At 62.5% G+C, this 23,993-nt stretch carries 25 protein-coding genes; 7 read left to right on the plus strand and 18 right to left on the minus strand.

Annotated elements, in window-relative coordinates; translation table 11 throughout:
* Positions 1–82: 82 nt before the first annotated feature.
* The 3 genes from G453_RS0102735 to G453_RS0102745 all read left to right on the plus strand — a co-directional run bounded on the left by G453_RS0102735 (position 83) and on the right by G453_RS0102745 (position 2,850).
* The gene (locus G453_RS0102735; RefSeq protein WP_027189808.1) at positions 83–715 is read left to right on the plus strand and encodes a hypothetical protein; all 633 of its coding nucleotides are present in this window, start codon (positions 83–85) and stop codon (positions 713–715) included.
* A gap of 224 nt (positions 716–939) precedes the next feature.
* The gene (locus G453_RS0102740) at positions 940–1,815 is read left to right on the plus strand and encodes a hypothetical protein (RefSeq protein WP_027189809.1); all 876 of its coding nucleotides are present in this window, start codon (positions 940–942) and stop codon (positions 1,813–1,815) included.
* Positions 1,816–1,938: 123 nt separating this feature from the next.
* On the plus strand, positions 1,939–2,850 hold the full coding sequence (locus G453_RS0102745) for a hypothetical protein (protein ID WP_027189810.1): 912 nt from the start codon (positions 1,939–1,941) through the stop codon (positions 2,848–2,850).
* 350 nt (positions 2,851–3,200) lie between these two features.
* Here the strand turns inward: G453_RS0102745 and G453_RS0102750 are convergent, their stop codons facing one another.
* The 11 genes from G453_RS0102750 to G453_RS21995 form a co-directional block, all read right to left on the minus strand.
* Entirely contained in the window at positions 3,201–3,527 is a 327-nt protein-coding gene (locus G453_RS0102750) for a hypothetical protein (RefSeq protein WP_027189811.1), read from the minus strand.
* 82 nt (positions 3,528–3,609) lie between these two features.
* Positions 3,610–4,362, minus strand: coding sequence for a L,D-transpeptidase family protein (locus G453_RS21990; protein WP_328285384.1), 753 nt, complete (start codon positions 4,360–4,362; stop codon positions 3,610–3,612).
* Positions 4,363–4,506: 144 nt separating this feature from the next.
* On the minus strand, positions 4,507–5,811 hold the full coding sequence (locus G453_RS0102765) for a phenylacetate--CoA ligase family protein (protein WP_027189812.1): 1,305 nt from the start codon (positions 5,809–5,811) through the stop codon (positions 4,507–4,509).
* A gap of 84 nt (positions 5,812–5,895) precedes the next feature.
* On the minus strand, positions 5,896–6,369 hold the full coding sequence (locus G453_RS0102770) for a hypothetical protein (RefSeq protein ID WP_027189813.1): 474 nt from the start codon (positions 6,367–6,369) through the stop codon (positions 5,896–5,898).
* A gap of 2 nt (positions 6,370–6,371) precedes the next feature.
* Positions 6,372–7,109, minus strand: coding sequence for an ABC transporter ATP-binding protein (locus tag G453_RS0102775; protein ID WP_027189814.1), 738 nt, complete (start codon positions 7,107–7,109; stop codon positions 6,372–6,374).
* Positions 7,110–7,174: 65 nt separating this feature from the next.
* The gene (locus G453_RS0102780; RefSeq protein WP_027189815.1) at positions 7,175–7,939 is read right to left on the minus strand and encodes an ABC transporter ATP-binding protein; all 765 of its coding nucleotides are present in this window, start codon (positions 7,937–7,939) and stop codon (positions 7,175–7,177) included.
* A complete protein-coding gene (locus G453_RS0102785; protein ID WP_043643981.1) occupies positions 7,932–8,888 on the minus strand; it encodes a branched-chain amino acid ABC transporter permease in 957 nt (318 codons plus the stop codon). Before G453_RS0102785 ends, G453_RS0102780 begins: the two co-directional genes overlap by 8 nt.
* A 2-nt stretch (positions 8,889–8,890) precedes the next feature.
* Positions 8,891–9,766, minus strand: coding sequence for a branched-chain amino acid ABC transporter permease (locus G453_RS0102790; RefSeq protein WP_027189817.1), 876 nt, complete (start codon positions 9,764–9,766; stop codon positions 8,891–8,893).
* A gap of 35 nt (positions 9,767–9,801) precedes the next feature.
* Positions 9,802–10,938, minus strand: a complete 1,137-nt coding sequence (locus G453_RS0102795; protein WP_407635545.1) for an ABC transporter substrate-binding protein — start codon at positions 10,936–10,938, stop codon at positions 9,802–9,804.
* 22 nt (positions 10,939–10,960) lie between these two features.
* Entirely contained in the window at positions 10,961–12,094 is a 1,134-nt protein-coding gene (locus G453_RS0102800; protein ID WP_027189819.1) for an ABC transporter substrate-binding protein, read from the minus strand.
* A gap of 243 nt (positions 12,095–12,337) precedes the next feature.
* On the minus strand, positions 12,338–12,970 hold the full coding sequence (locus G453_RS21995; RefSeq protein WP_051271513.1) for a chemotaxis protein CheB: 633 nt from the start codon (positions 12,968–12,970) through the stop codon (positions 12,338–12,340).
* Between the two features lie 674 nt (positions 12,971–13,644).
* Here G453_RS21995 and G453_RS0102810 point away from each other — a divergent pair.
* Positions 13,645–14,616, plus strand: a complete 972-nt coding sequence (locus G453_RS0102810; RefSeq protein WP_027189820.1) for a sensor histidine kinase — start codon at positions 13,645–13,647, stop codon at positions 14,614–14,616.
* Positions 14,617–14,831: 215 nt separating this feature from the next.
* Entirely contained in the window at positions 14,832–15,893 is a 1,062-nt protein-coding gene (locus G453_RS0102815) for an FUSC family protein (protein WP_084502056.1), read from the plus strand.
* A 105-nt stretch (positions 15,894–15,998) separates the two neighbouring features.
* Here the strand turns inward: G453_RS0102815 and G453_RS0102820 are convergent, their stop codons facing one another.
* From G453_RS0102820 to G453_RS0102835, 4 genes are all read right to left on the minus strand, one after another.
* Positions 15,999–16,301: a helix-turn-helix domain-containing protein gene (locus tag G453_RS0102820; protein ID WP_027189822.1), complete on the minus strand. Its 303-nt coding sequence runs from the start codon at positions 16,299–16,301 to the stop codon at positions 15,999–16,001.
* A 117-nt stretch (positions 16,302–16,418) separates the two neighbouring features.
* Positions 16,419–16,679 carry a type II toxin-antitoxin system RelE/ParE family toxin gene (locus G453_RS22000; protein ID WP_051271515.1) on the minus strand — a complete coding sequence of 87 codons (261 nt, stop codon included), beginning with the start codon at positions 16,677–16,679 and terminating at the stop codon, positions 16,419–16,421.
* Positions 16,680–16,766: 87 nt separating this feature from the next.
* Positions 16,767–18,830, minus strand: coding sequence for an autotransporter family protein (locus G453_RS0102830; protein WP_027189823.1), 2,064 nt, complete (start codon positions 18,828–18,830; stop codon positions 16,767–16,769).
* 184 nt (positions 18,831–19,014) lie between these two features.
* Entirely contained in the window at positions 19,015–19,779 is a 765-nt protein-coding gene (locus G453_RS0102835; protein ID WP_027189824.1) for a hypothetical protein, read from the minus strand.
* 146 nt (positions 19,780–19,925) lie between these two features.
* Here G453_RS0102835 and hgcA point away from each other — a divergent pair, with 146 nt between their 5' ends.
* Together hgcA and hgcB are read left to right on the plus strand one after the other, a co-directional pair.
* A complete protein-coding gene (gene hgcA / locus G453_RS22005) occupies positions 19,926–21,116 on the plus strand; it encodes a mercury methylation corrinoid protein HgcA (RefSeq protein WP_235731675.1) in 1,191 nt (396 codons plus the stop codon).
* Complete coding sequence (hgcB, locus tag G453_RS0102845) at positions 21,116–21,418, plus strand: mercury methylation ferredoxin HgcB (protein WP_027189825.1); 303 nt, start codon at positions 21,116–21,118, stop codon at positions 21,416–21,418. The genes hgcA and hgcB overlap by 1 nt, the downstream gene beginning before the upstream one ends.
* Positions 21,419–21,843: 425 nt before the next feature.
* On the opposite strand, the gene G453_RS0102850 is transcribed toward hgcB, so the two are convergent.
* From G453_RS0102850 to G453_RS0102860, 3 genes are all read right to left on the minus strand, one after another.
* Positions 21,844–22,419, minus strand: a complete 576-nt coding sequence (locus tag G453_RS0102850) for a flavin reductase family protein (protein ID WP_027189826.1) — start codon at positions 22,417–22,419, stop codon at positions 21,844–21,846.
* A 20-nt stretch (positions 22,420–22,439) separates the two neighbouring features.
* Positions 22,440–22,949, minus strand: coding sequence for a nitroreductase family protein (locus tag G453_RS0102855; protein ID WP_027189827.1), 510 nt, complete (start codon positions 22,947–22,949; stop codon positions 22,440–22,442).
* A gap of 98 nt (positions 22,950–23,047) precedes the next feature.
* Complete coding sequence (locus G453_RS0102860; protein WP_027189828.1) at positions 23,048–23,914, minus strand: NAD(P)-dependent oxidoreductase; 867 nt, start codon at positions 23,912–23,914, stop codon at positions 23,048–23,050.
* Positions 23,915–23,993 lie beyond the last annotated feature (79 nt).

Below are 23,993 nucleotides of genomic sequence, written 5' to 3' on the forward strand. Positions count from 1 at the left end.
AAAGACCGGACGGCCCGGTACGGACGCCGGGCGCATCCCAGATGAAGCGACTCTCGAAAAGCCTCCGGGCAAAGGGCGAAGAATGAGCACCGTCACCACCAGCAGCAGTTTGAACGTGGCCTCCTACTTCAAGGACATCATCCAGGACCGCCAGCAGCGCCAGGACGAGCGCACTGCAGAAGGCGTGGCCTCCGGAGCCATATCCGCGAAGAACAAGGAGCTGCTGGCCAAGTCCGACGCCAAGAACGACGCTCTGATCGCCGCCGCCCTGAAGGACGGCAAGGTCACCCGCGACGAGTACGACCGCATCACGAAGGCTCTCAACACTCAGAACGCCGTGCTGGACAAGCTCATGAAGTCCAAGGACAAGGCGACGCTGAAGAAGGAATCCATGGGCGACGCCACGCCCATGCAGGACCAGGACATGGCCCTGGCCATGCTCCAGAAGAACTTCACCAACATCGGCAAGGCCATCGAGGCCGGGGTGAAGTCCGGCAAGATCACCGAGGACGAGAAGACCAAGCTGGACGCGGTGCTGGAGAAGAGCCTCACGCTCATGGACAAGGCCATGGAAGACGGCACCCTCTCCAAGGGCGAGTTCTCCACGGTGATCGCGTCGCTCAAGGCCAGCGACCGCCAGGTGACCACATACAGCCGCAACAGAAGGACCGCTGCGTCCGTGCGGCGCGAGGCCTCCATGAACGTGACGGTGTAGCGGGCGGCAGGCTCGCGCCGGGCGCGCAGAGCCGGGTGAGCGTATCCACGATCTTTCAAGCCGACGGGGCAACCCGTCGGCTTTCCTGCGTGATCGTCTCAAAAGTATTTTCATCTTTTTCCCACATAGCGCTATGTGGGGTGAAATATTTTCGAATCTGACTAGTCATACGGAGGCCCCGGCAAGGGAAGCCAGGGTAAATACCCTTACGGAGGTACCCCCGTATGCCTTATCCCACTCAGGCAGGTTCGACAGAAACAGGTTTCGCCGAGGAACAGGCTCGCAAGCGCCAACTGTACGAAGACGCCTTGGACCGCTTCGCCGGATTCGAGCCCGGCGAGTCCCAACTCAGCGACGAACAGATCATGGCCCGCCGCGCCGCGCGGCAGCAGTCCGGCGTGTCAGCCGGATTCTCCCGGCAACAGCCGTCCGCCCAGTTCGCCCAACGAGGCGTCAACGACATTCCCTTCGACACGCTCCTGGCGCACCTGAAGGCCCAACCCGGCATGGTCGAGCACCTGGAAGGCATCGACCTGGACGGCGACGGCATCCCGGACATCCCCCCGCAGCCGTCGCCCCAGATGATGGCCCACCCCATGGGGCGCATGCAGTGGCAGGCCATGCTGCAAAACCATCAGCAGGCACGACAGGCGCGCCGCGCCCAGCGCAAGGCCGTCAACAACGAGATGCTGCTGGCGTATCTGCGGACGCACGATCCGCTGTTCGGGGTCGTCCATGCAAAGGTCGAGGCTTACGTGAAGGCCCTTCCCCTTAAGCTGCAACGCCCTGTCCTGCGCGCCGTGGACGAGACTCCGGGAGCGTACATCGACCTCTACAAGGAGATGCGCGACATGGTGACGGCGACAATGCGCATCGGCGGCAGGCGGTCCCAGCAGGCGGGCGGCAGGATAGGTGATGGGCATGGTCCAGGCCGTCTTGTCCGTCAGGGAGCCCCCCAGTTGGAGAGCGCGGGCATGATCGATGAGCGTTCGCCCGGCGCGACCCGCGCTGCCGAACGCGCCGCCCTGGTCAAGCGCGTCAAGGCGGGCGGAGCCAGGGAGGGCGACCTGCTCAAATACCTGGAACTGTCCGGTCTGTAGCCGGAGCGGAAAGTACGGGCCGGGCATGTCGTCCGGCCCTTAGCGCACAGATCGTCCGGTATGCCATGAAGCGGGCACCGGGAGAATAACTCAACACAAAAACAACAATTCACGGGGAAACACATGAGTACCGAAGTAAATCATGACAGCGGCGACACCGGGGATACCGGCGAGCACGGCGGGTACCAGGGTGGAGATAACGGCCAGGAATCGGGCTACGGACACGACGATTCAGGATTCTCCAACTCCGGCAATGACGAAGACCAGAACGGATATGGTCATGAGAGCGCCAGCGAGGACGAAGGCCATCAATTCAGCACCGTGCAGGAACACATGGGGTTTACAACGGGCTTCGGCCCGGCGGCAGACCTTCCCAGGAACGCCTTCGGTGTGCCGGACTACAGGGGCTTCAGCATGCCGGACAATAAGGCAAATTCACTCAGTTTCGGGAAGTCCCCCGAGTCGTATGGAACGCAGCGGAACATGACCTTCGGGACGAGCTTCGATCCGAATAACGACCTGCGCAAGAATGCGTTTGGCGTGCCGGAGTACAGAGGGTTCAGGATGCCCAGCGGGGGGATGTATTCGCCGGGAAATTCCCCTCTCCACGGGGAGAACCGGGATGATGGGCAGGATGATCCTGAAATTGCTCAACGGGCGAAACCCGTACGGGATTGGCTCGTGAGAAGTAAGATCGTGGACCCGGAGACCAGCTACATCAGTGGGATACCGAAAGAAGCATGGGATTCACTTACCCCGGAAGCGCAGGAGAAGTTTAGAGAAAGGATTGATTCTGGGGTGGAACAATTGCTTGGTTTAGGGGCTAGTCTTCCTGTGGGAGGTGCAGCCGGGCTCCTCAAAGATGGCGCGTGGCTAGCTTCTCGCCTTGCAACATGGGGCAACATTGTCAATAGCGGTGTTATCGGGGCTCTTCCTGGCATTGCTCTGAATAGGATGAATCAGCCACTTCAAGAGCATCCCGGAACAGTCTGGACAGGACAGTTAGACCGAGCAGCGAGCGGAAGATACGACTAATACGATAGGGTCGTTGCAGCCTCAAAGGGTGCAACGACCCTATTGGCAAATCGTCATATAATAGTCGATGTGGAGGAAGAACATAATTAGATGAAAAACTATGCACGCCCCTGCACACTCATATACTTTGCTTTTGAGTCGATCCCGTGCGTCACTCTGGTTCATGGTGAAACTCCTAATTTGAGCAAAGAATGAATTTCCCTGAATAATATATCAATATACCTGTAGTAAGGGCACACCGAGTAAAAATATCGCACAGGAGTGTCAATCTCCATGTCTTCCTTGTGGGCCTGTGAAACATGCTAAGTCGTCCTCGCGCGTGATGTATGGTTGGCTTGCAATGTGATATTCTAACGGAAAATAAAAAGGCTCAACCTTAATAGAAGGAGAAGAATCAAAGACAACAGGGCTGCTCCCACCAATCCGGCAATCTCGTACGCTATCCTTTGCGGCCACGACAACGGTCCGTCCCCTGGAATGCATATGTCGGGAATAGGCGGAGTCGGATGTTTCTCTTCGTCGTACAGCGCCTCTTGGTAGGCGTCGGACGGCTCCCCGACATTCGGTTTGAAGGGCTTGGGGCGCAGGAACATATATCCCAGGACCAACGCCAGCGGCACTGTGCCGATGAGCACCAATCCCAGGATTGTCCAGATATCGCCTTGTACGCTGCTCACATTAAGTCCTTGCAGTCGGCACTTTGCATTGCATATAACATGTGCGAACTGTGGTCAATGATGAAGCGCGAAAGCGCCCCCGTCACGGCAACACCCATTCCTTCTTCAGCTTCTGATACTCTGCGCGGGGAAGCTGCACCAACAGCGGCTTGCGGCCAGCATCCAGCCTGGAGAGCAGCGACCGCAACGCGCCTTCCTCCATGGCCGTACACCCTGCCGTCGGCTTGTCCGGGCCGCGCCAGATGTGCAGGAAGATACACGACCCCTTTTCAGTCGATACAGGATCACTGTTATGCTCCACCACGGCTCCCGCCGCGTAGAGGCCGTCCGGCCTGAGCATGGTTTCGGAGCTGTTCCAGTCCTTGGGGTGGGCAGAAGCGTCCAGGATTCTGTTGTAGCTGCTGGATAGCGGGTCATCCACGCATTCAAGACCGGATGCGATCTTGAGGTACGGGAATGCCCGAATGGAGTCGTTGTCCGCGTAGCCGAAGGCAGTGGAGATGCTGAAGATGCCAGCGGGCGCCTTGCCGTCTCCTTCGCGCTTTTCCAGGGTTGCGTTGCGCGGGACGGCATGCAGGCCGATCCCCCAGGCCATGCCTGTGCGCCCCAGGCTTACCGGGATTGATTTGCCGACAGGGATCCAGGCTGAGGACAGGGACTCCCGCTCGAACAGCTGCAACTGTCCCGTTGTCGCATCCCAGGACTCAGACGTGACCAGAAGGACCTGCCTGGAACCGAAGAGGGATGACGCATCAGGATGCGTCGCAGCATCACAGACGCTCTGAAGCAGTAATACGGCCACTGCGGACAAGATTAAAGCCAAGCGGAGTGTCATCTCTTTCTCTTTCGCGCATATCGCGCGACATTTGAAAGCCCGGCCCTCTCTGCGAGCGGGCCGGGCTTGATTGCGAAAACACAAGGCATGTGCGGCGTCCAGACATGTCCAAACGTCCTGACCCGCCTTCCGGCGCAGGAGGGCCTAAGTCTCTCCGCGCTTGTCCAGCACGCGCTTGGTCTTGCCGTCCTCACTGGGAGCAAGCGCGCCCGGTTCGGTCATGCGCACCTCGAAGCCCACGCCGAGCTCGCTTGCCAGGCGCTTTCTGGCGCTTTCCAGGAACTTCTGCTGGTCCGCGATGCGGTCGAACACGAACTTCTCGGCCACTTCCAACTCCACAGTGGCTTTGTCCAGGCCGCGCTCGCGCTCCAGCACCACGCGCCACTGGGGGGTGGTGCCCTCGATGGCCAGCAGCACGGCCTCGATCTGGCTGGGGAACACGTTCACGCCCCGGATGATGAGCATGTCGTCCACGCGGCCGCGCACACGCTCCATGCGCTTGAGCGTCCGGCCGCAGGGGCAGGGTCCGGGCAGAATCCGGGTCAGGTCGCCGGTGCGGAAGCGGATCAGCGGGAAGGCTTCCTTGGTCAGGGTGGTGATGACCAGCTCGCCCACCTCGCCGTCGGGCACGGGCTCGCCGGTGGCCGGGTCGATCACCTCGGCCAGGAAGTGGTCCTCGTTCAGATGCAGGCCATTCTTCTCCAGGCATTCGCCCGCCACGCCCGGCCCCATCACTTCGCTGATGCCGTAATTGTCCGTGGCTGTCAGCTTCAGGCGGTCCTCGATCTGCGCCCTGGCCGTCTCTGACCAGCACTCGGCGCCGAACAGCCCGTGGCGCAGGCTGAGCGCGTTGGCGTTCACGTCCATCTCTTCCATGGTCTGGGCCAGGTACAGGGCGTAGCTGGGGGTGCAGACCAGCACGGAGGTCTTGAAGTCCTGCATGATGGCCACCTGGCGGCGGGTGTTGCCGCTGGAGGCCGGGACCAGGGCCGCGCCCAGGGCCTCGGCCCCTTGCAGGAAGCCGAAGCCGCCGGTGAACAGGCCGAAGTTGAAGGCGATCTGCACCACGTCCTCGCGGGTGACGCCGCCCGCCGTGAGCACGCGCGCCGTGAGCGCCCCCCATTTCTTGAGGTCGCCCGCCGTGTAGCCCACCACCGTGGCCTTGCCCGTGGTGCCGGAGGAGGCGTGCAGGCGCACCACCTCGCGCAGCGGCACGGCGAAGAAGCCGTAGGGGTAGGCGTCGCGCAGCACGGACTTGGTGGTGAAGGGCAGGCGGGCCAGATCGTCAAGGGAGCGGAAATCGTCCGGGTCGATGCCCAATTGGCCGAAGGTCTTGCGGTAGTAGGGGACGTTGCGGGCCACGCGGGTCAGCGTGGATTGAAGGCGCTCAAGCTGCAACTGCGCCAGCTGGGCGCGGTCCATGGATTCGTACTTGGGTTCCCACATCATGGCGCGGCCTCCGGCTTCGGCTTCTTGAGAGAGGGGAGCGCGCGGACTTGCAATGCGCGTGCTCCCCGTATGCGTTGTGCGTTGCTATTTGCCTGCGGGCATCATCATCCGCATGATCGGCTTGAACACGTAGCTCACGGACATGACCTTGTTGGCATCGTCGTATTCCATCTCGATGGTCACCTCGCCTGCGGTGTAGGTGAACTGCTTGATGTTCACCTTGGGCTGGCTGGCGGGGCCGTAGTTGGCGTCGAAGTAGGCCTTGAGGGTGTTGTAGGCGGTGGGACCGGACGCCATGAACATGACGAGGCACAGCTTGCCCTTGTAGAACCCGTAAAGCTGCTCTTTGAGGGGCACTCCCTGGAAGGTGCGGTCGTCACCGTAGCGATTGTAGAACTCCAGCTCGCCCTGCTTGCGGACCTGCTTCATGTGCTGGAAGTCGGAGAGGTCCTTGCCGAAGACCATTCCCTTGTAGTCGGCGATGAACTTGCCCTGGGCCAGGGCCAGCGAGGGCGCGGCCAGGATGAAGAGGGCAAGGCACAATATGATGCGTTTCATGATCAGGATTCCTCTTGGGATTTGTCGCGGCCCAGATAGGCCCGTTGCACGTCGCGGTTGGCCAGGAGCTCCGAGGACTGGCCCTGCAGGATGACCCGCCCGGTTTCCAGCACGTAGCCACGGTCGGCCACGGCCAGGGCGCTCTTGGCGTTCTGCTCAACCAGCAGCACGGTCAGGCCGCGCTCGTCGCGCAGTTCGGTCACGCGCTTGAAGATGTCGCGGCAGACAGTGGGGGCCAGACCCATGCCCGGCTCGTCCAGGAGCAGCATCTTGGGTCCGGCCATGAGGGCGCGCCCGATGGCCAGCATCTGCTGTTCGCCGCCGGAGAGCGTTCCGGCTGGCTGGCCGGAGCGCTCCTTGAGCACCGGGAACATGGCGTAGACCGACTCCAGGTCGCGGTCCAGCTCGGCTCGCGGAACCCGACCCCTGCGGGTGTAAGACCCCAGGAGCAGGTTGTCGGTTACGCTCAGGGGCTTGAAAACCAGCCTGCGTTCGGGGACGTGCGACAGGCCGAGGCGCACGATCTTGTCCGGCGCGGCCTTGGTGATGTCCTGCCCGTCGAACGAGACTGTGCCGCCGCTTGGGCGCAGCAGGCCGGAGATGGCGGTGAGCAACGTGGTCTTGCCTGCGCCGTTGGCCCCGATGAGGGCGACGATCTCGCCCGCGTCCACATGGAGCGAGGCGCGGCGCACGGCCTGAATCTTGCCGTAGGATATGTCCAGATTGGTGAGCGTGAGCATCGGATTCGTGTTTCCCGGTTCCAGCTACCGCATACGCCGGGAGGTGTCGAGGGTGCGCGCGGGGATCAGTCCTCGCCCAGGTAGGCCGCCACCACGTCGGAGTTGTCCTGGATCTCTTTGGGCGTCCCCTCGGCCAGGACGCTGCCGAAGTGCAGCACGGTGATGCGGTCGGAGATGTCCATGACCAGTTCCATGTCGTGCTCCACCAGGGCCACCCCGATGTGCAGTTCGTCGCGGATGCGGCGGATGATGGTCCCGAGCCCGGCGGTCTCCTTGTTGTTCATGCCTGCGGCGGGCTCGTCAAGGAGCAGAAGTTTGGGGCCGGAGGCCATGGCCCGGGCCAGTTCCAGCAGGCGCTGCTCGCCGTAGGGCAGATCGGAGGCCAAGGCGTCGCGGCGCTCGGCCAGCCCCACGAACTCGAGCTTCTCCATGGCCAGATCGCGCAGGCGCTTTTCCTCGCGCGCAAAGCGCGGGGTGTGCAGCAGGCTGTCCAGCATGGAGTATCCGGCCTTCAGGTGCGCGCCGGTCATGACGTTTTCCAGGGCAGTCATGTTGGAGAAGATTTCCAGGTTCTGGAAGGTGCGCACCACACCGGCCTGCGCCCGCAGGTGGATGGGCATGCCCGAAAGGTCCTGCCCTGCCAGACGCACCGTGCCGCCCGTGGGCGTCACCGCACCGCTGACCACGCCCAGCAGCGTGGTCTTGCCCGCGCCGTTGGGGCCGATGAGCGAGGTGATGTCTCCCTGGCGCACGGTGAGCGCAGCCTCGGACAAAGCCTGCACGCCGCCGAAACGCACGGACACACCACGGACTTCCAGAAGATCAGCCACGACGAACGCCCGCCTTGAGTTTTCGCGCCAGTGCGCGCGCGCCGCCAGCCAGGCCGCTCGGCATGAACATCATGCAGGCGATCAGGAGGCCGCCGTAGATCAGGATGTCCACTTCCTCGAACATGCGCAGAAACTCCGGCAGCGAGGTCAGAAAGAAGGCCCCGGCCACCGCGCCCCAGATGCTGGCCATGCCGCCAAGCACCACCATGGTCAGAAGCTGCACCGAGAAGTGGAAGCCGAAGGAGGAGGGGGCCACGAAGGTCAGGTGGTGGGCGTAGAGCGTCCCGGCCACGCCCGCGTACACGGCGGAGAGCACGAACACGAAGCGCTTGTGCCGGGCGATGTCGATGCCCATGGCCTGGGCCGCGGACTCGCTGACGTGGATGGCGCGCAGCGCCCGGCCCGTGCGCGAGCCGATCACCCTGTGCGACACCAGCGTGGCCACCCAAAGTACGGCGGCGGACAGGAAATAGTAGGCCTTGTCCGAGGTGAACGTGAACCCCGCTATCTTCAGGCGCGGGATGCCCACGAACCCGGAGGGGCCGCCGGTAAGCCCCACGGCCTCGTTGAACACGATGGACACGATGATGCCGAAACCAAGCGTCGCCATGGCCAGATAGTGGCCGTGGAGCTTCAGCGTGGGCACGGCCAGCAGCCAGGCGATGGCCGCCGACACGGCCACGCCCGCCAGCATGCCCACGGGGATGGGCAGGCCGAGCGTCGCGGTGCTTATCGCCGTGGTGTAGGCGGCCAGCCCGAAGAAGGCCGCGTGTCCGAGCGACACCTGCCCGGCATAGCCCATCAGCAGGTTCAGCCCCATGACGATCAGGGCGTTGAAACAGCACAGGATGAGCACGTTGATGTAATAGTCGTTGGGCAGCGCCAGAGGGGCCAGCCCAAGGGCGGCGGCAAAGGCCAGCAGGCCGAAATTCTTTTTGACGAAGCCCACGGCTACACCCGGTCGGACTTGGGGCCGCCGAACAGGCCGGTGGGTTTGACGAACAGCAGCGCCAGCAGCACGATGAAGGCGAAGGCGTCCTTGTAGGCCGACGAGACGAACCCCGCGCCGAAGGACTCCAGCACGCCCAGGATCAAGCCCCCGGCAGCCGCGCCGAAGGGGTTGCCCAGCCCGCCCAGGATGCAGGCCGCGAAGCCCTTCAGGCCGAGCATCACGCCCACGTCGTAGGAGGTCAGGGTGATGGGCGTGAGGATCGCGCCGCCGACCGCGCCCAGGAAGCCCGACAGGCCAAACGACAGCATGGCCATGCGGTCCACCGAGATGCCCATGAGGGCGGCGGCCTTCTGCTCGCAGGCGCAGGCCAGCATGGCCTTGCCGTGGATGGTCCGGCTGAAGAAGAGCTTGAGCGCCGCCAGGAGCAGCAGGGTGATGAAAAGCACCCACAGGCTTTGGGGCTGCACTGCCGCGCCCAGGATGGCCAGCGGGGCCGAGCCCGAGAAGGGCGGCAGGGCGAAGGTGTCCTTGCCCCAGATGAGCATCACCGCGCCGCGCAGCAGGATGGAGATGCCGATGGTGATGATGACCAGGTTCACCGGGGCGGTGCGGCCCACCGGGCGGATCACGCCGCGCTCGATGAGGCAGCCCACCAGGGCGGTGACGGCCACGGCCAGCATGATGGCCACGGGCAGCGGCGCTCCGGCCTTCTGCAGGACCACGGCGAGCATGCCGCCGAGCATCACGAACTCGCCCTGGGCGAAGTTGATGATGCCGGTGGTGTTGAAGATCATGGTGAAGCCGAGGGCCGTAAGGCCGTAGGTGGCTCCCACCGTGAGGCCGGAGATGAGGTATTGAGGCGCGCCTGCGAACATAAAAAAATGGCCGGGGGGTTGGCCCCGGCCTCCCATTACTTCAGTATTTTCCAGTCTCCGCCCTGAATGACGACCATCTCGAAGGCGTTTGCGTCCAGACCGTTGTGGTCCTTCTCGGTGAAGGAGAACACGCCGCCGATACCGGGGAACGCGGTGATCTTCTCCAGCGCGTCGCGGATGGCGGCGGGCTTGTCGGAACCGGCGGTCTCCACGGCCTTGGCCACCAGCTTCAGGCCGTCCCAGCCGTGGCCGCCGAACGGCGACACGTCGCCCTTGAACTTGTCCTTGTACTGGCTGGTGTAGGCCAGGAGCAAGGCCTTCTGGGGCTGGGAGTCAGGCAGCTGCGAGGCCACGATCAGGTGCCCGGCGGGCAGCATCAGGCCCTCTGCGGACTCGCCGGCCAGCTCGATGAACTTGCGCGAGGCCACGCCGTGGCTCATGTACAGGGGCGTCTTCATGCCAAGCTGCGCGCGGTTGCGGGCCACCACGGCGGGGCCGGGGTTGGTGCCCCAGCAGATGATGGCGTCGGGCGCGGCGTCTTTCAGCTTGGTGAGCTGGGCGGTCATGTCCGTGTCCTTGGGACCGTAGACCTCGTCGGCGGTCAGGGTGAAGCCCATGGCCGGGACCAGTTCTTTCAGCACCTCGCGTCCGGCCTGGCCGAAGCCGTCGGACACGGTGAGGATGGCGATCTTCTTGTAGCCCTTGGCCTGGGCGTGCTTCAGGATGCGGCCCACGGCGTGGCGGTCGGAGGGGGCCACCTTGAAGACCCAGGGGTTCACCGGGTTCACGATCTTCTCGGCGGCGGACATGGACACCAGCGGCACCTGGGCCGCCGGGAACTTGTTCATGATGGCCAGGGTGGAGCCGGAGGTGGTTGCGCCGATGACGGCGGCGACCTGGTCCTTCTTGAGGAGCTTCTCGGCGGCCAACACGGCCTTGTTCACGTCGGACTCGTCGTCGTAGATGACGAGTTCCACGGGGCGTCCCAACAGGCCGCCCTTGGCGTTCAGTTCATCCCGGATCATCTCCAGGGTGTTCTTTTCAGGCTCGCCCAGAAAGGAGGCGGGACCGGTGACGGACACCACCGCGCCGATCTTGACCGGCTCGGCGGCCAGGGACTGTCCGGCCCACAGGACCAACGCGGCGAAGACGCTCAGCAGACGAAGCATCATGAGCTTACCCCTTCTTTGCAGGCTATTTCATCAGGACGAATTTGCCGCCCTCGATCTTGACCATGGCGAAGCTGGATTCGTCCAGGCCGTTGTGGTCCTTCTCGGTGAAGGTGAACACACCGGTGGCGCTCTGGAAACCTTTGACCTTCTCCAGGCCGTCGCGCAAGCCCTGAGGGGTGGAATTCCCCGATATTTTCGCAGCTTCGTTCAAAAGCATCAGGGCGTCCCAGGCGTAGCCGCCGAAAGCCGAGGGGGGCGTGCCGAACTTCTTGGTGTATTCCGCCCGGTAGGTGGTAAGCAGATTCTTGAAGGGGCCGTCGGGCATCTGGTCGGCCACGATGAGCCAGCTGGCGGGCAGGATGATGCCTTCGGCGGCCTGCTTGGCCAGGTCGATGAACTTGTCGGAGGCCACGCCGTGGCTCATGTACAGGGGGGTCCTCATGCCGAGCTGCATGCGGTTCATGGCAACCACGGCCGGGCCGGGGTTGGTGCCCCAGCAGATGACCGCCTGGGGGCCGCTGCCCGCGATCTTGGTCAGCTGGGCGGTCATGTCGGTGTCCTTGGGGCCGAAGACCTCGTCGGCGGAGAGTTCCATGCCCGCCGTGGGGATCATTTCCTTGAGCACCTCGCGTCCGGCCTGGCCGAAGCCGTCGGACACGGTGAGGATGGCGATCTTCTTGTAACCCTGGGCCTTGGCGTGGGAGAGTATCTTGCCCACGGCCAGGCGGTCGGACTGGGGAGTCTTGAAGACCCAGGGGTTGACCGGGTTCACTATCTTCTCGGCGGCGGACATGGACACCAGCGGAGCCTTGGCGTCGGCCACCTTGCCCATGATGGCCAGGGTGTTGCCGGAGGTGGTGGGGCCGACCACGGCGGCCACCTGGTCCTTCTTGAGGAGCTTCTCGGTGGCCAGCACGGCCTTGTTCACGTCGGTCTCGTCATCGTAGATGATGACCTCGACCTTCTTGCCGCCGATGCCGCCCTGGGCGTTCAGCTGGTCCTGAAGCAGGAGGAGCGTGTTCTTTTCCGGCTCGCCCAGGAAGGAGGCGGGGCCGGTTACGGAGAGTACCGCGCCGATTTTGACGGTGTCAGCCGCCAGGCCGGGGGAAACCGAAGACACCACGAGCATCAAGGCCGCAAGGATACGCCAAGCCATGGAATCAGCTCCTTAAAAGCGTTGCGGGTGGGGGCGGAGGAAGAAATAACCAAAACGTCATTTCCGGAGATACGGTACTGGCTGCAAGGGGATAGGTCAAGGGTTGCGACCGGGGGCGGGCAAGAATGTGTCGAAAATGTGACCTGTGTCTCGAATTCATACTAAAATGGTATGAAAATAGGAGTGAAGGAACCCAACCCCCCGTTCAGGCACTGATATTCCTCCGGCGTCCGGATTCATCCCTTATGCCATGCCGCTGTCAGATGGCGGAATTCCCCTTGATTCTTGGTTTGGCAGCTCATGCATGATTTGGACGATTTTCTTGGCGATATCCTCAGGTGAGAGTATGTAATCAATGCATCCGCTTGCTATTGCGCTTTCGGGCATATCCGGATGCTGGGCTGTTTCGAGCTTCTGCGCGATGGTGATGCCTCCCGCCTCTCTTATTCCGCACAGCGCTTCCGCTCCGTCTCCGTCGTAGCCGGAGACAATGATGGCGATGAGTTTGCCATCCCAGTTCGCGGTCAGGGAGCGCAGAAAGACGGTAATCACGTCCGGCCATCCCCTGGGCTTTGAGATCGGCTTGAGGAGGAATTCCCCCTCAAACACGTGCAAGTCCCGCTTTGGCGGGATGATGAAGACGTGGTTTGGCTGGATGTCGAGCTTGTCCGTAATGAGTTCGACCGGCATGTCTGTGACGTTGGGGAGAATCTCGTGGAGGTAGGTGGCCACGGTTCTCAGGTGGTTGACAATGACGATTGCCACACCCAAGTCAGCCGGCAAATGGCGCAGGAGCCGGGTATAGGCGTCGAGGCCTCCGGCTGAACCGCCTACGCAGACGATAGGAAAACGCGCTGCGGCGCTGTTGCGTTCCATGGGCAATCCTTCTGTTTTGTCCAGGAGAGGTGAAGTGGAAACCCTACAGGTTTTCCTGAGGCAGGTGGTAGGGAATGCTGTCACACATTTTCATGGGAAACCATAGTTGTGCAGCAATAAAAAGCGCAAGCAGAAAACCGGGAGGGCCAGGGCTCCTGCTCCATCCGGCCGATTGTTCATGGACTGACCGCTCAACGGGTGGTCAGGCCGGGGCGTCTCTTGAAGGCTAAGTGGGGAGGGGCGGTTCACGATCTTCTGGCGGCGGACTGGGGCGCCATGGAGGGTGGCCCTTGTTTCCGATGCCGGCCTGGGAGCTCAACTGGCTTATAGTATGCCTCGCCTGCATGGTCATTGTCCGTCAGGCCAGAGCGATAACTATTGCACGGAGACGTGGATTTGGTATGGTTGATTTTCCGTGTTTCAACGGGTGAACGCGCGCCGCGACATCCCGGTCAGCGCCAGGACACTGTCCGGCCAGCGTCAGCGTTCGCGCCTCATGCCACGGGCGGCATTCGTCCCCTGGACGAAGTGTGCTCTCGATGTCTTGGCGATATTCACTCTCAACACCACGTCGCATCGGCTTATAATGTACGAACGGGAAGACAACGTTCAGCATTGAGGGACGATGGTCGATCGCGTGTCTGTGGAGTTCAACTATTTATGGAAGGTAGTATATGATTATAAATACAGGCGACTTTAAGGAACATATTGTCAAGGAGCTCCATTCGGAATTGGATCTGTCCAAGCAGCGAATTGCATCTCTGAAAGAAGAGTTGCACGCTGCACTTACAAAGAGTGCTGTGCATGAGGCAGGTTTCAAAAAGCTGGCATTCGAATCCACTGTAAAAGATTTTACTTTGCATAAAACTGAGTCTGATATTGCTACATACCGAGATCGTGAGGCGGATCTGATTAGGGAGGTTGACAGACTGTCAAGCGAACTCTCCCTGATTCAGGAAAAATTGAACACCAAAGAGGAAGTGGATCATATAATACATCACGATATCAGGAGCGCACTGGTTGATTGGGTGTATGTAGCGGATTTACTGCTTGATGACGGTGACTTGTCGCCAAAGAGCAGGGAATTGCTTGAAGAGGGCAAAATGTCCGGAGCCAGGATGATCAGCCTGGTCGATTTTAACTTGTCGCTTTATAAAATTGAAAATGGAGAGTTTGAGCTTGAGCCTGTAGCCATTGATGCTCTTGAGGTCGTCAAGAAAATCATAATGCAGAACAAAAGGCTAATAAACCGCAAGAATATTACATTTGTACCTGTGGTAAGTGACCTTGAGAATGGAGATTCTGCATTTTTTGTGTATGGAAATGATCTTCTTACTTTCAATATATTAAACAATTTGATAGTAAATGCAGTTGAGGCTTCTGACATCGATTCCGATGTTACAGTTTCTTTTGAGAAAAAAGAACACTATGCAATAAGAATACGCAATTCCGGGGAAGTTCCTGAACACATAAGAGACGTATTTTTTAATAAATTCGTTTCGCATGGGAAAAAAAGAGGGACTGGGATAGGGACATACTCAGCAATGCTCATGGCCAAAGCTCAGAAGGGTGATATCATTCTGGATTGCTCGGAGCCTGGAGCGACAACTGTTATAGTCAAATTTCAAGAAATTCCCGGCGAGTAGACGCATAAGCTCTTGTTGTATGAGCCCGGATGTCGCTGCATTTTAGCGGCGCAGCCGCCTGGAAGGGGTGGCGTTCTCCGACAGTTTGGCCTACCTACACGCCCGCGCGCCCGCCTTGCGACTGATAGAGTCGCTCGGCGTGTGTTTCGCATTCACTCTACCTCTACGCCCGCGCCCCCGCATTGCGGCTGACGCGGTGAAACTCCAGGCACATCATGACTCTTCCACATCTTTCCCCCTTGCACGTGAAACACGCGGTCAAGACCGCGCTCGCGGCCATGACCGCCTACATCCTGACCCTCATCCTGGATCTGCCGCAGGGCTACTGGGCGGTCATCAGCGTTGTGCTGGTGATGCAGACCAACCTGGGCGGTTCGTTCCAGGCGGGCGTGAACCGCATCATAGGCACCGCCGTCGGAGCCGTGCTCGGCGCGCTCTGCCTGACCTTTCTGGGCTCCGGGGCCGTGGCCCTGGGGCTTGGCGTGGGGCTTACCATCGTGGTCTGCGCCTACTTCGTGCACATGCACGAGTCCTTCCGCATGGCCGGGATGACCGCCACGATCATCATCATGCTGGGCAACCAGTCGGATTCGTACATGCACTTCGTGCTGTTCCGGTTTCTGGAGATCGGCCTGGGCGTGGCCGTGGCCCTGGCTTTCTCGGCGCTCATCTGGCCGTCGCGCGCGGGGCGCTTCCTGAAGGACGGCGTGGTGCGCGCCCTGAACGACGAGGCGGCCTACTACTCGGTGCTGCTGTCCTGCCGCATCTCCCCGGACTGCGACATGCACGACGAATCCGTGACGCGCGGCCAGCTCGAGGCCACGCGCGAGAAGAACCACGCCCTGCTGGAGGAGGCCAAGCGCGAGCCCTCGGGGCTTACGCGCTCGGAGCACATCATCGTGTCGCTGTTCAACTTCACCGAGCGTATCGCGGAGCACCTCCTGTCCATGGAGCACGCCGTGCACCACGACGACCTGGAGTCGTTGCACGGCATGGTCTCCAAGGAGATGGACCTCCTGGCCCAGACAACCATCACCGCCATGATCCGGCTGTCGCTGGCAATCGGGAACGAGCGCGACCCCGGCCCCATGGACGACCTGGGCCGCGCGGTCCACACGGCCGAGGAGGCCCTGACGCGAATCAGGCGACAGCACGTGCTGCCCGGACAGGATCTGGAAGTGGTGATGCGTTTCTTCAGCTATTACTACAATATGCGCGAAGTCGCCGTGGAACTGACCGGCATGGCCGAGCGGGCCGCGCTGCTGGGGGACGTGTAGCGGTGCAACCTCGGAGTCTGTGACCGAGGATGCAAAGCTGAAGGGGCTTTGAAAATCACCTTCAGCTATTCAGGGGCGCTCAAGGCACGGGCAGGTGACGCAAGCCTAGCACAGGGCGTCAAGGCCCTTGCGGTCGACGACATCGAGCAGCTTCGCAGCCGGGCCGCTTGGTTTTTTCAGCCCCATTTCCCACTGCTCTACGGTGGAGAGACCAACGTTCAGGCAGGCCGCGAAAACGGCCCGGCTGGAGTGTGTGGCCTCTCGGATTTTCCTGATCTGCTCAGCTGTGAAGGTTCTTTTGGGCGGCAGGCAAAGAGCCTTGATTTCGCGCATGGTTATGGGGTCCATCCCGCCCGCTTTCTCCAGGGCTTTCGCCATGTCATAGGCGATATCAAGGTGCTTGCTCATGGTGATGTTTCTCCAGCTCGAATAATTCATTGATGCTTTTAAGCGTCTCAATCGTTGTGTCCGTGGCCTCGATGTACTTGGACGCCACAATTCCGAGGGCTTCCTGCTCAACGGGCTTCAGGCTCGGCTTTTCGTTTTTCCGAAGGCGCTGATGAAGAACAATCTGTCTAAGTTAGGCCTCTTGTACGCGACAATCAGCCTGTAGCCGCCGCTCTTTCCCTGTCCTTTCCTGGCGCCCCGTTTCTTGTAGAGGCATTTTCCCAAGTCGGCTTCAACCCTTCCGGCAACGATTTCCTCTGCTGCCTTCCAGAGTGTGTCGTCCCGGATATCTTCATCCCGGGCCCATTTGTTGAACCATTTGTTTTTGAACGCCCGCATCGACAAAAGTATCTTACTCCGTGAGGGTGTTGTCAATGGGCATAGGTGTGCCGGACAAGAGAACTCCCGGCCTCGCCGGGCGCTCCCTCAGAAAGTGAACTTCAGCCTGGCGCTGGCGGACTGGCTGAAATAGCTGGTGGGGCTTGCCTGGAGGTCGTACCGCACCAGCAGCTCCAGGTCCTTGCGCAGCATCCCGGATACTCCCAGGCCTGCATGATACAGCCACGGGGAAACCGTGAGTCCGTTGGTGACGAACGCATCGCCCCCGCCAGCATACGATGCGGTGATCTTGGCCTGGTTGGGGATCATGTTGTACCCGGCTCCGGCATTGGCCGATACCTTCATGGCCGGGGTGATCTCCCGGTCCAACCGCAGGTCCAGTGACGCGAAAAGCTCCTGGTAGTTCTGGTCGTTGACCTTGAGGTTCAGGACCCCCGCGCCCGTCTCCTGGTATGACGGAGACTGAACGCCCAGATAGTCCAGGCGGACCGAGGGCGTGAACAGAGTCTTGTCGTCCAGGGAGCAGCCGCGCTTCAGGCCCGTGCCCGCATGCCAGGAGAAACTGTAGTAGTTCGACTTGGCGGTGGTCCCCATGAAGTTGATTGAGCGAGACCCCGTGTTGGCGTTGAGCCCCAGGTCGCCCTGGAAATTCAGGCTGAAGCTGTCCGTGACGGCGTTTTCGCCGTAAGCTCCCAATTGATAGCTGGTGATGTTCAGGTTGCTGGGGGCCGCGGAGTCCGTGCCGGTGATCAGGCTGTTGCCCACAGCGAACGCCGCCCCAAGGGTCGAGCGGCCCGACACGGCGTAATCCGCGCCACCGGCGATGCCGTAGGTGTTCGCGTTGTATCCCGCCACGTTGTCCACATTGCCTTGGGTGGACCACCTGCCGAAAGCCGTTCCCCAGACGCTCTTGTTCCCGACGATTTCTTCTCCGCCGCCAAGGCCTGCCAGCACGTTCTGGCGCCCCCGCACCATCTGGTGGAAATGGCGTTGGGTGGTGGCGGTGGCCTGGGACGCCGCGCCGCTTAGCACCGGCAGGGTCTGGCTGACGGCGCTGGAGAGGGCCGCTCCTTCAAGGCCGTTCAGGGCGCTGACGACAGGGGCCATCGGCCCAAGCAGTCCCGCCTCGGTCCCGGCCAGGGCGTAGAGGCTGGCGGCAGCGCTCAGCGCCGCCGGATTGCCGCTGGCCAGCAGCGCGTTGCGGTACGGGGCGACGAGGCTCAGCGTGGCGGCGTTGGAGAAATCGTTCCCGGAGAAGCCGTAGCCCGCCAGGGTCATGGAAGCGCCGAAGGGGTTCCCGGTAATCTGCCCCAGCAGGGAATTCAGCGTCCCGGTGTTGATGGTGTTGAACAGGACCGCCCCCTGCGGAGTGATGGAACCCAGGATCGTGAAGTATTGTCCGGGGCTTCCGGCTGGCCCGACGCCCTGGCCCAGGAAATACCCGTTGCCGTATCTGGTGATGATGATGTTGCCTGGCCTGTTGGAACCAAACAGCGACGCGCTGGAAATCCGCCACGGGGTGCCTGCGGTCCAGGCCCACTGGGGGGATGTGTTCACGGCGGTGGAGACCTGCGACGGGGGGGGCGGGGTAAAGGTCGCGGGGTTGTAGGGCGTCATGTAGGCCCAGTGGGTCAGCAGCAGGCCCGTTCCCGTGATCATCTGCATTTCCATCAGGGGCACGCCGTTTATGAAGCGCATGTTCCCCACGCCAAGCGTCGTCCCCCCGCCGGAGGGATCCGTGAAGACGATCCTGACGGTGCCGTCGTCCGCCACGGCGCCAGACATCAGCGTCCTGCTGGCAATCACCGCAGAAGGGGCCTTGGTGACGTGTTGCGGATCGATGAACAGGGCCGCCGTGCTCGTGCCGGAGAGCGTGCCGTTGACGACCGGTCCCAGGGACCAGAGCGTCTGGTCGCCAGCCGTGACCGGGGGAGGGGTGGTGAAGCTGTTGGAATTGACGGCAACCTGCGCCACCAGACCGGGAACAGGGACGTACCAGCTTGTGTTCGACAGCAGGGAGTCCCACTTCGTGCTTTGCGCCCTGGAGACGCCTGCCGATACGAAAAAGGCGGCAAGGGCCGACACACAGAGTACGAACGCCAGGCGCACAGGAGATTTCGTGCCGTGCAACGTCATGTGAATGGATTTCATGTCTGGGGTGGTCCAATGCCGGATCGGCGTCCTGGCGTGGCGGTTCTGAGAAAAACGGCGCAGATTCCCCTGCCAGCGGGTGAACCCCTGCCTTTGCAAAGGCTCCCGTACGAGTTCATCCTGTCTGGGGCGCGATTTGTCAACGCAAAGCTCGGCTGCCGTCGCAGGCAGCCCAGGCCCGGCGCTACATGTCCAGCAGGAAGGAGCGGGCCATGGCCAGCAGGTCGTCGTAGGGCTTGCGGTTCTTGACGGCCATGGCCAGCTCCAGGCCCATGCGCATCTTGTGGCTGGCCTCGACGAGCAGCTCGCTGGCCTGGGCGTCCAGGCGGCGGCGGATGAACGGCTCTTCCAGACCGTCGATGCACAGGCGCAGGGCGTCGCCCAGGTACGGGAAGGAGACTCCGGGCAGGAAGGCCTGCAAGCCCGTCTTTCCCTGGCGTCGCGCCCAGAGCACGAAGAAGAGGAGCTTCAGGATAAGCTCCTCGGGGCGCGTCAGGTGGGAGATGTCCGGGAACACCGCCGGGTCCAGGTCACCGGCGCGCATGGTCTCGATGAGGCCCTGGGCCTGCTCCATGGTCCTGGCTTCGTCCAGCACGGGCATGCCGAAGGCCCCGGACAGAGTGATGAGCGTCTTGGCAGGATTCTCCCCGATGGCCATGGCGCAGGCGGTCTGGCGTATCAGGCGGAACTTGCGCCGGAAATCGCGCGAAAGGGTGAGGGCCTTGTTGCGGGCCATGCGCCGTACGGTGTCCTCTTCAAGCGTGGAAGAAGCCGCCTGGAGCAAGAGCTTGGTGTAGGGTTCGGTGGCGAACTGAAGCTCGTCGGCCAGGGCCTCCGGGCCGCGCTTCTTGTCCATGAGCCGCTTCACGGACAGCCAGTAGGCGGCGTACCCGGCGGGGGGAATGGTGACGAGATCCAAGGACGTCTGGACGGGGCTTGTTTCGGACATGCCCTATCTTGCAAAATGCCGGGAACACAGGCAAGCCCCATTGCATGAAACGCCGCATCCCCACCGCCAAACAGGCTTGCTGACCGCCCAGGAAACCGGCGGTCCAGCCGGTCTCGAACTGCCGTCCTTCGGATGGCCCGGAGCCCTTGAACGCCCAGCCCTCCTGCTGCGCGCCGCCGCTGGAGCCTCTTGCCGCGCTGACGCCCCCGGCTTCCCCGATTTCCACGGACTCCTGTTGTGCTCCGCCCTCCGTTCCGGCGTCTTCGTGCTGCTCCGGTTCCGCGCCCGCCGCCCTGGAGCTGCCCGGCTTCAGGCGCTGGCACTTCGTGGAAGGCTTCATCGACACCCCTGCCGGACGCGTGCCCCAGGTGAAGACTACTCTTGAGCGCCCGGATCATGTCGGCGCGGCCCTGGTGCGCCTGGGCATCGGGCGCGGGCGCTACCGCGTCGCGCCGGGGCTCTACGCCGTGGGCAGCCCCACGCCCGAGAGCCCGGTGCTGGTGACGGCCAACTACAAGCTCACCTTCGACGCGCTGCGCAAGGAGCTCGCGGGGCTGCATCTCTGGATACTCGTGCTGGACACCAAGGGCGTGAACGTCTGGTGCGCCGCCGGAAAAAAGACCTTCGGCACGCAGGAGCTGGCCGGGCGCATCCGCTCGACCAATCTGGACAAGGTGGTCAGCCACCGCAAGGTGATCGTGCCGCAGCTTGGCGCGCCGGGCGTGGCCGGGCACGAGGTCAAAACCCTGTGCGGCTTCCGTGTGGTTTTCGGGCCGGTGCGCGCCTCGGACGTCACCGCTTACCTGAACGCCGGGATGAAGGCCGATCCCGCCATGCGCCGCGTAAGCTTCACGGCGCGCGAGCGCGTGGTGGTGGGGCTGGTTGAATTCGCCAACGACTTGAAGCTCATGGCGCAACTGGCCTGCGCGCTGTTCCTGCTGGCCGGGCTGGGGCTGGACGTGTTCTCGCTCACGCGCGCCTGGACCGGGCTGTGGTCCGGCATGGCGGCCTACTTCCTGGGCTTCTTCGCGGGCAATATCCTCACGCCCCTGGCGCTGCCCTGGCTGCCGGGCCGTTCCTTCGCCCGCAAGGGAGCCGAGACGGGCATTGTCGCCGGGCTTGGCGCGTTCGCCTTCGGGCTGCCCGCACTGGCCTCAACCGGCCTGTGGATCGGCGCGGTGGTGAGCGCGTCTTGGTACGGCATGAACTTTACCGGGTCGTCCACCTACACCTCGCCGTCGGGCGTTGAGAAAGAGATGCGCCGGGCCATTCCGTTCCAGGTGGCCGGACTTATTCTCTCCGTGGTGCTCTGGCGTTTGGGCATTGGAGGCATGTGATGAAAGAGATGCGCTATATCGACGGCGTTGCCACGCTTGAGCTGGACCGCGACGCCTGCACAGGCTGCGGGACCTGCCGCGAGGTCTGCCCGCACGGCGTGTTCGGGCACGGCACGGGCATCGCCGCCATCGAGGATCTGGACGCCTGCATGGAGTGCGGGGCCTGCGCGCTGAACTGCCGCGAGGGGGCCATCACCGTCAGCCAGGGAGTGGGGTGCGCCCGCGCCATCATCCACGGCTGGCTCACGGGTGGGCCGCCGTCCTGCGACTGCGGCGGCGATGGCGGGTCGACGTGTTGTTAGTGCGGGGGTGGGAGGATGAAGAATAATATGCCTCCGGCGGGCAAAGGGCTCCGCCCTCTGCACACCCTCTCCGCTTCGCGTCTTGTGCGGGGGCTTTTGCTCGGGGCGGTTGCTGAGTGCTGTCCCGTTCGTGCCCTGGCGGGCGGGCTCGAACCGATTTGAAGACGATTCGTCGCCCGCCCGCCAGAACCCGACCGTGACAGCACCCAGCACCCGCCGTCACCAAACGACGTTCTATCGCGCTGGAATGCGAAGCCCACTAGAAGTTTTTGAAGGAGAGTCCAGAGAGGACAATCCTTCAGGACAGAAGGATTGGACGCTGCGAAGCAGCGCCCGAAGGGCGAGGGCCAGGATGACCCTCGTCCAACTTTTTTCCAAAAAGTTTCCTCTCTGGCCGCCGGAGGCATCTTCGCCTTTCTCTTCTCTTACTTCTTCACGTACGCGTTGCCGATCGAAAATCCCGCTCCCAGCGACGGTCCCAGCCCGTAGTACTGGCGCGTGCCGGGCGCGTAGATCACTGTCCCCATCTTTTCGATGTCGATCTTTCCTTCCGCATCCAGGATGCCCGGAGCGGCCTTCACGTCTTTGATCTCGCCGACGAACTGGGTGTGCAGCCCCAGTTCGATCACGTGAATCAGCTCGCATTCGATCACCAGCGGAAATTCCTTGATGGAGGGCGCGTTGACCAGTTCGCATTTCTCGGCGGTCAGGCCTGCGGCGGCGAACTTATCCACGTCGCGCCCGGAGGCGATGCCGAAGTAGTCGGCCAGGGCGGCCTGGTTCTGTGCGGGGATGTTCACGCTGAAGGCCTTGGTGGCCTTGACGCAGCCGTGGGTGTAGGTGGCCGAGCGCAGCGAGATGGCGATGCTGGGCGGCTTGGAGGAGCAGATGCCGCCCCAGGCGATGGTCGCGCCGGTGGCTTTCCCGGTGGGGTCGTATGCGCCCACGATCCAGGTGGGCGTGGGGGAGGCCAGGGTCTTTGCGCCGAGCGATGTCTTCATGGATTGATCCTTTGGGTGCTCTACCAGCGGTTGCGGTGGATGCGTTCGGGTTTGAACCGGTCGGCCCGGCCGGAAGGCTGGTCCGGGTGGCCGATGGGGATGAAGCTGTGGGGGATGACCGATTCGGGGATGCCCAGGAGCTTGCGGAAATTCTCCACGCGGTCCTGGATGGGGTAGACGCTCACCCACACCGCGCCAAGGTTCTGGGCGTGCAGCGCCAGGAGGATGTTCTGCACGGCTGCGGAGCAGTCGATGGGCCAGAAATCCGGATACTTTTCCAGGGCGGGTTCGGCGCAGACCAGGATGCCCGCCTGGGCCTGGCGGCACATGGCCGAGTAGGGGTGGAAGCCGGGGATGGCGTCGAGCGTTTCGCGGTCGGTTACGAGCACGAAATGCCAGGGCTGGGAGTTGCCTGCGCTGGGTGCGGACATTGCAGCCTGGAGCGCCGCGTCGACAAGCGCGGCGTCCACGGGCTGGTCCGTGTATTTTCTGATGGAACGGCGGGTCATGAGGCAGTCGAGTGCGTCCACGGGAAACTCCTGAATGACGTCGGATAGGACCTGATACGCCGTGCCGGGCGTCGCGTCCAGAAACGGTCGGAAATGTAAGCTCCTATCACGCGGCTGCGTCAGATCATGCCCTCGAGCACCTGCATCACGGCGCTGAAGTCCAGCTCCCCCATACCCTTGGACATGCCCTGGTTGTAGAGTTGCAGGTTCTGGAAGGCGCTTGGGGCCGGGCAGCGCAGGGTGCAGGCCGTGTCCGTGACGAATTTGAGGTCCTTGGCCATGTGCTTGAGCGGGAACTGGGCCAGGAAGGTCCGCTGCCGGATGAGCGGCTCCTTGACGCGGAACAGGTCGCACCCCATGGGGCCGCCCAGCACCACGTCCAGCATGGTCTTGTCCGAGAGGCCCCCGGCCTTGCCGAAGGTGAGCATCTCGGAGAGGCCGGACATCATGTTGGCCAGCAGCAGATTGACGGCCATCTTCATCATGGTGCCCTGCGGGGCTGGGCCGCAGTGCACGGTCTTCTTGCCCATGGCCGAAAAGACCGGCTCCAGTGAGGCGACGACCGACTCGGAGCCGCCAGCCAGGATGACCAGCGCGCCCTGCTGGGCCGGGACCTTGGAGCCGGAGACCGGCGCGTCCACGAAGTCGGCTCCGGTGGCCTCGACTTTTTGCGCCAGTTGCAGGGAGTACTGCGGCGAGACGGTGCTCATGTTGACCACTGTCTTGCCTTGTCCTAGATGGGGAGCCATGCCGTCCTCTCCCCAGAGGATGGCGTCGACGGCCTCGGGGCCGGTCACCATGACGATCAGCACGTCGCGCTCCCTGGCCAGATCAGCAGGCGTCAGGGCCACTGCTGCGCCGGGCACGTCGCCGGGCTGCGGGCGGGTGCGGTTGTAGACGGCCACGTCGAAGCCTGCCTTGACGATGTTCTGGGCCATGGGCTTGCCCATGATGCCCATTCCGGCGAATCCGATCCTGGGTTTCATGCGATTTCCCCCCGGGCTGGAAGTGGAGACTGGATACACCACATAAGCCGTAGGCATACCAATACGGCCTGGATGTCAA

It is taken from the genome of Fundidesulfovibrio putealis DSM 16056, assembly GCF_000429325.1.
Taxonomy (GTDB): Bacteria; Desulfobacterota; Desulfovibrionia; order Desulfovibrionales; family Desulfovibrionaceae; genus Fundidesulfovibrio; species Fundidesulfovibrio putealis.

Excerpts from the sequence above, each read along its gene's own strand:
- G453_RS0102735 (WP_027189808.1), top strand. The coding sequence starts at position 83 with ATGAGCACCGTCACCACCAGCAGCAGTTTGAACGTGGCCTCCTACTTC.
- G453_RS0102740 (WP_027189809.1), top strand. The coding sequence starts at position 940 with ATGCCTTATCCCACTCAGGCAGGTTCGACAGAAACAGGTTTCGCCGAG.
- G453_RS0102745 (WP_027189810.1), top strand. The coding sequence starts at position 1,939 with ATGAGTACCGAAGTAAATCATGACAGCGGCGACACCGGGGATACCGGC.
- G453_RS21990 (WP_328285384.1), bottom strand. The coding sequence starts at position 4,362 with ATGACACTCCGCTTGGCTTTAATCTTGTCCGCAGTGGCCGTATTACTG.
- G453_RS0102765 (WP_027189812.1), bottom strand. The coding sequence starts at position 5,811 with ATGATGTGGGAACCCAAGTACGAATCCATGGACCGCGCCCAGCTGGCG.
- G453_RS0102770 (WP_027189813.1), bottom strand. The coding sequence starts at position 6,369 with ATGAAACGCATCATATTGTGCCTTGCCCTCTTCATCCTGGCCGCGCCC.
- G453_RS0102775 (WP_027189814.1), bottom strand. The coding sequence starts at position 7,109 with ATGCTCACGCTCACCAATCTGGACATATCCTACGGCAAGATTCAGGCC.
- G453_RS0102790 (WP_027189817.1), bottom strand. The coding sequence starts at position 9,766 with ATGTTCGCAGGCGCGCCTCAATACCTCATCTCCGGCCTCACGGTGGGA.
- G453_RS0102795 (WP_407635545.1), bottom strand. The coding sequence starts at position 10,938 with ATGATGCTTCGTCTGCTGAGCGTCTTCGCCGCGTTGGTCCTGTGGGCC.
- G453_RS0102800 (WP_027189819.1), bottom strand. The coding sequence starts at position 12,094 with ATGGCTTGGCGTATCCTTGCGGCCTTGATGCTCGTGGTGTCTTCGGTT.
- G453_RS21995 (WP_051271513.1), bottom strand. The coding sequence starts at position 12,970 with ATGGAACGCAACAGCGCCGCAGCGCGTTTTCCTATCGTCTGCGTAGGC.
- G453_RS0102810 (WP_027189820.1), top strand. The coding sequence starts at position 13,645 with ATGATTATAAATACAGGCGACTTTAAGGAACATATTGTCAAGGAGCTC.
- G453_RS0102815 (WP_084502056.1), top strand. The coding sequence starts at position 14,832 with ATGACTCTTCCACATCTTTCCCCCTTGCACGTGAAACACGCGGTCAAG.
- G453_RS0102820 (WP_027189822.1), bottom strand. The coding sequence starts at position 16,301 with ATGAGCAAGCACCTTGATATCGCCTATGACATGGCGAAAGCCCTGGAG.
- G453_RS22000 (WP_051271515.1), bottom strand. The coding sequence starts at position 16,679 with ATGCGGGCGTTCAAAAACAAATGGTTCAACAAATGGGCCCGGGATGAA.
- G453_RS0102830 (WP_027189823.1), bottom strand. The coding sequence starts at position 18,830 with ATGAAATCCATTCACATGACGTTGCACGGCACGAAATCTCCTGTGCGC.
- G453_RS0102835 (WP_027189824.1), bottom strand. The coding sequence starts at position 19,779 with ATGTCCGAAACAAGCCCCGTCCAGACGTCCTTGGATCTCGTCACCATT.
- hgcB (WP_027189825.1), top strand. The coding sequence starts at position 21,116 with ATGAAAGAGATGCGCTATATCGACGGCGTTGCCACGCTTGAGCTGGAC.
- G453_RS0102850 (WP_027189826.1), bottom strand. The coding sequence starts at position 22,419 with ATGAAGACATCGCTCGGCGCAAAGACCCTGGCCTCCCCCACGCCCACC.
- G453_RS0102860 (WP_027189828.1), bottom strand. The coding sequence starts at position 23,914 with ATGAAACCCAGGATCGGATTCGCCGGAATGGGCATCATGGGCAAGCCC.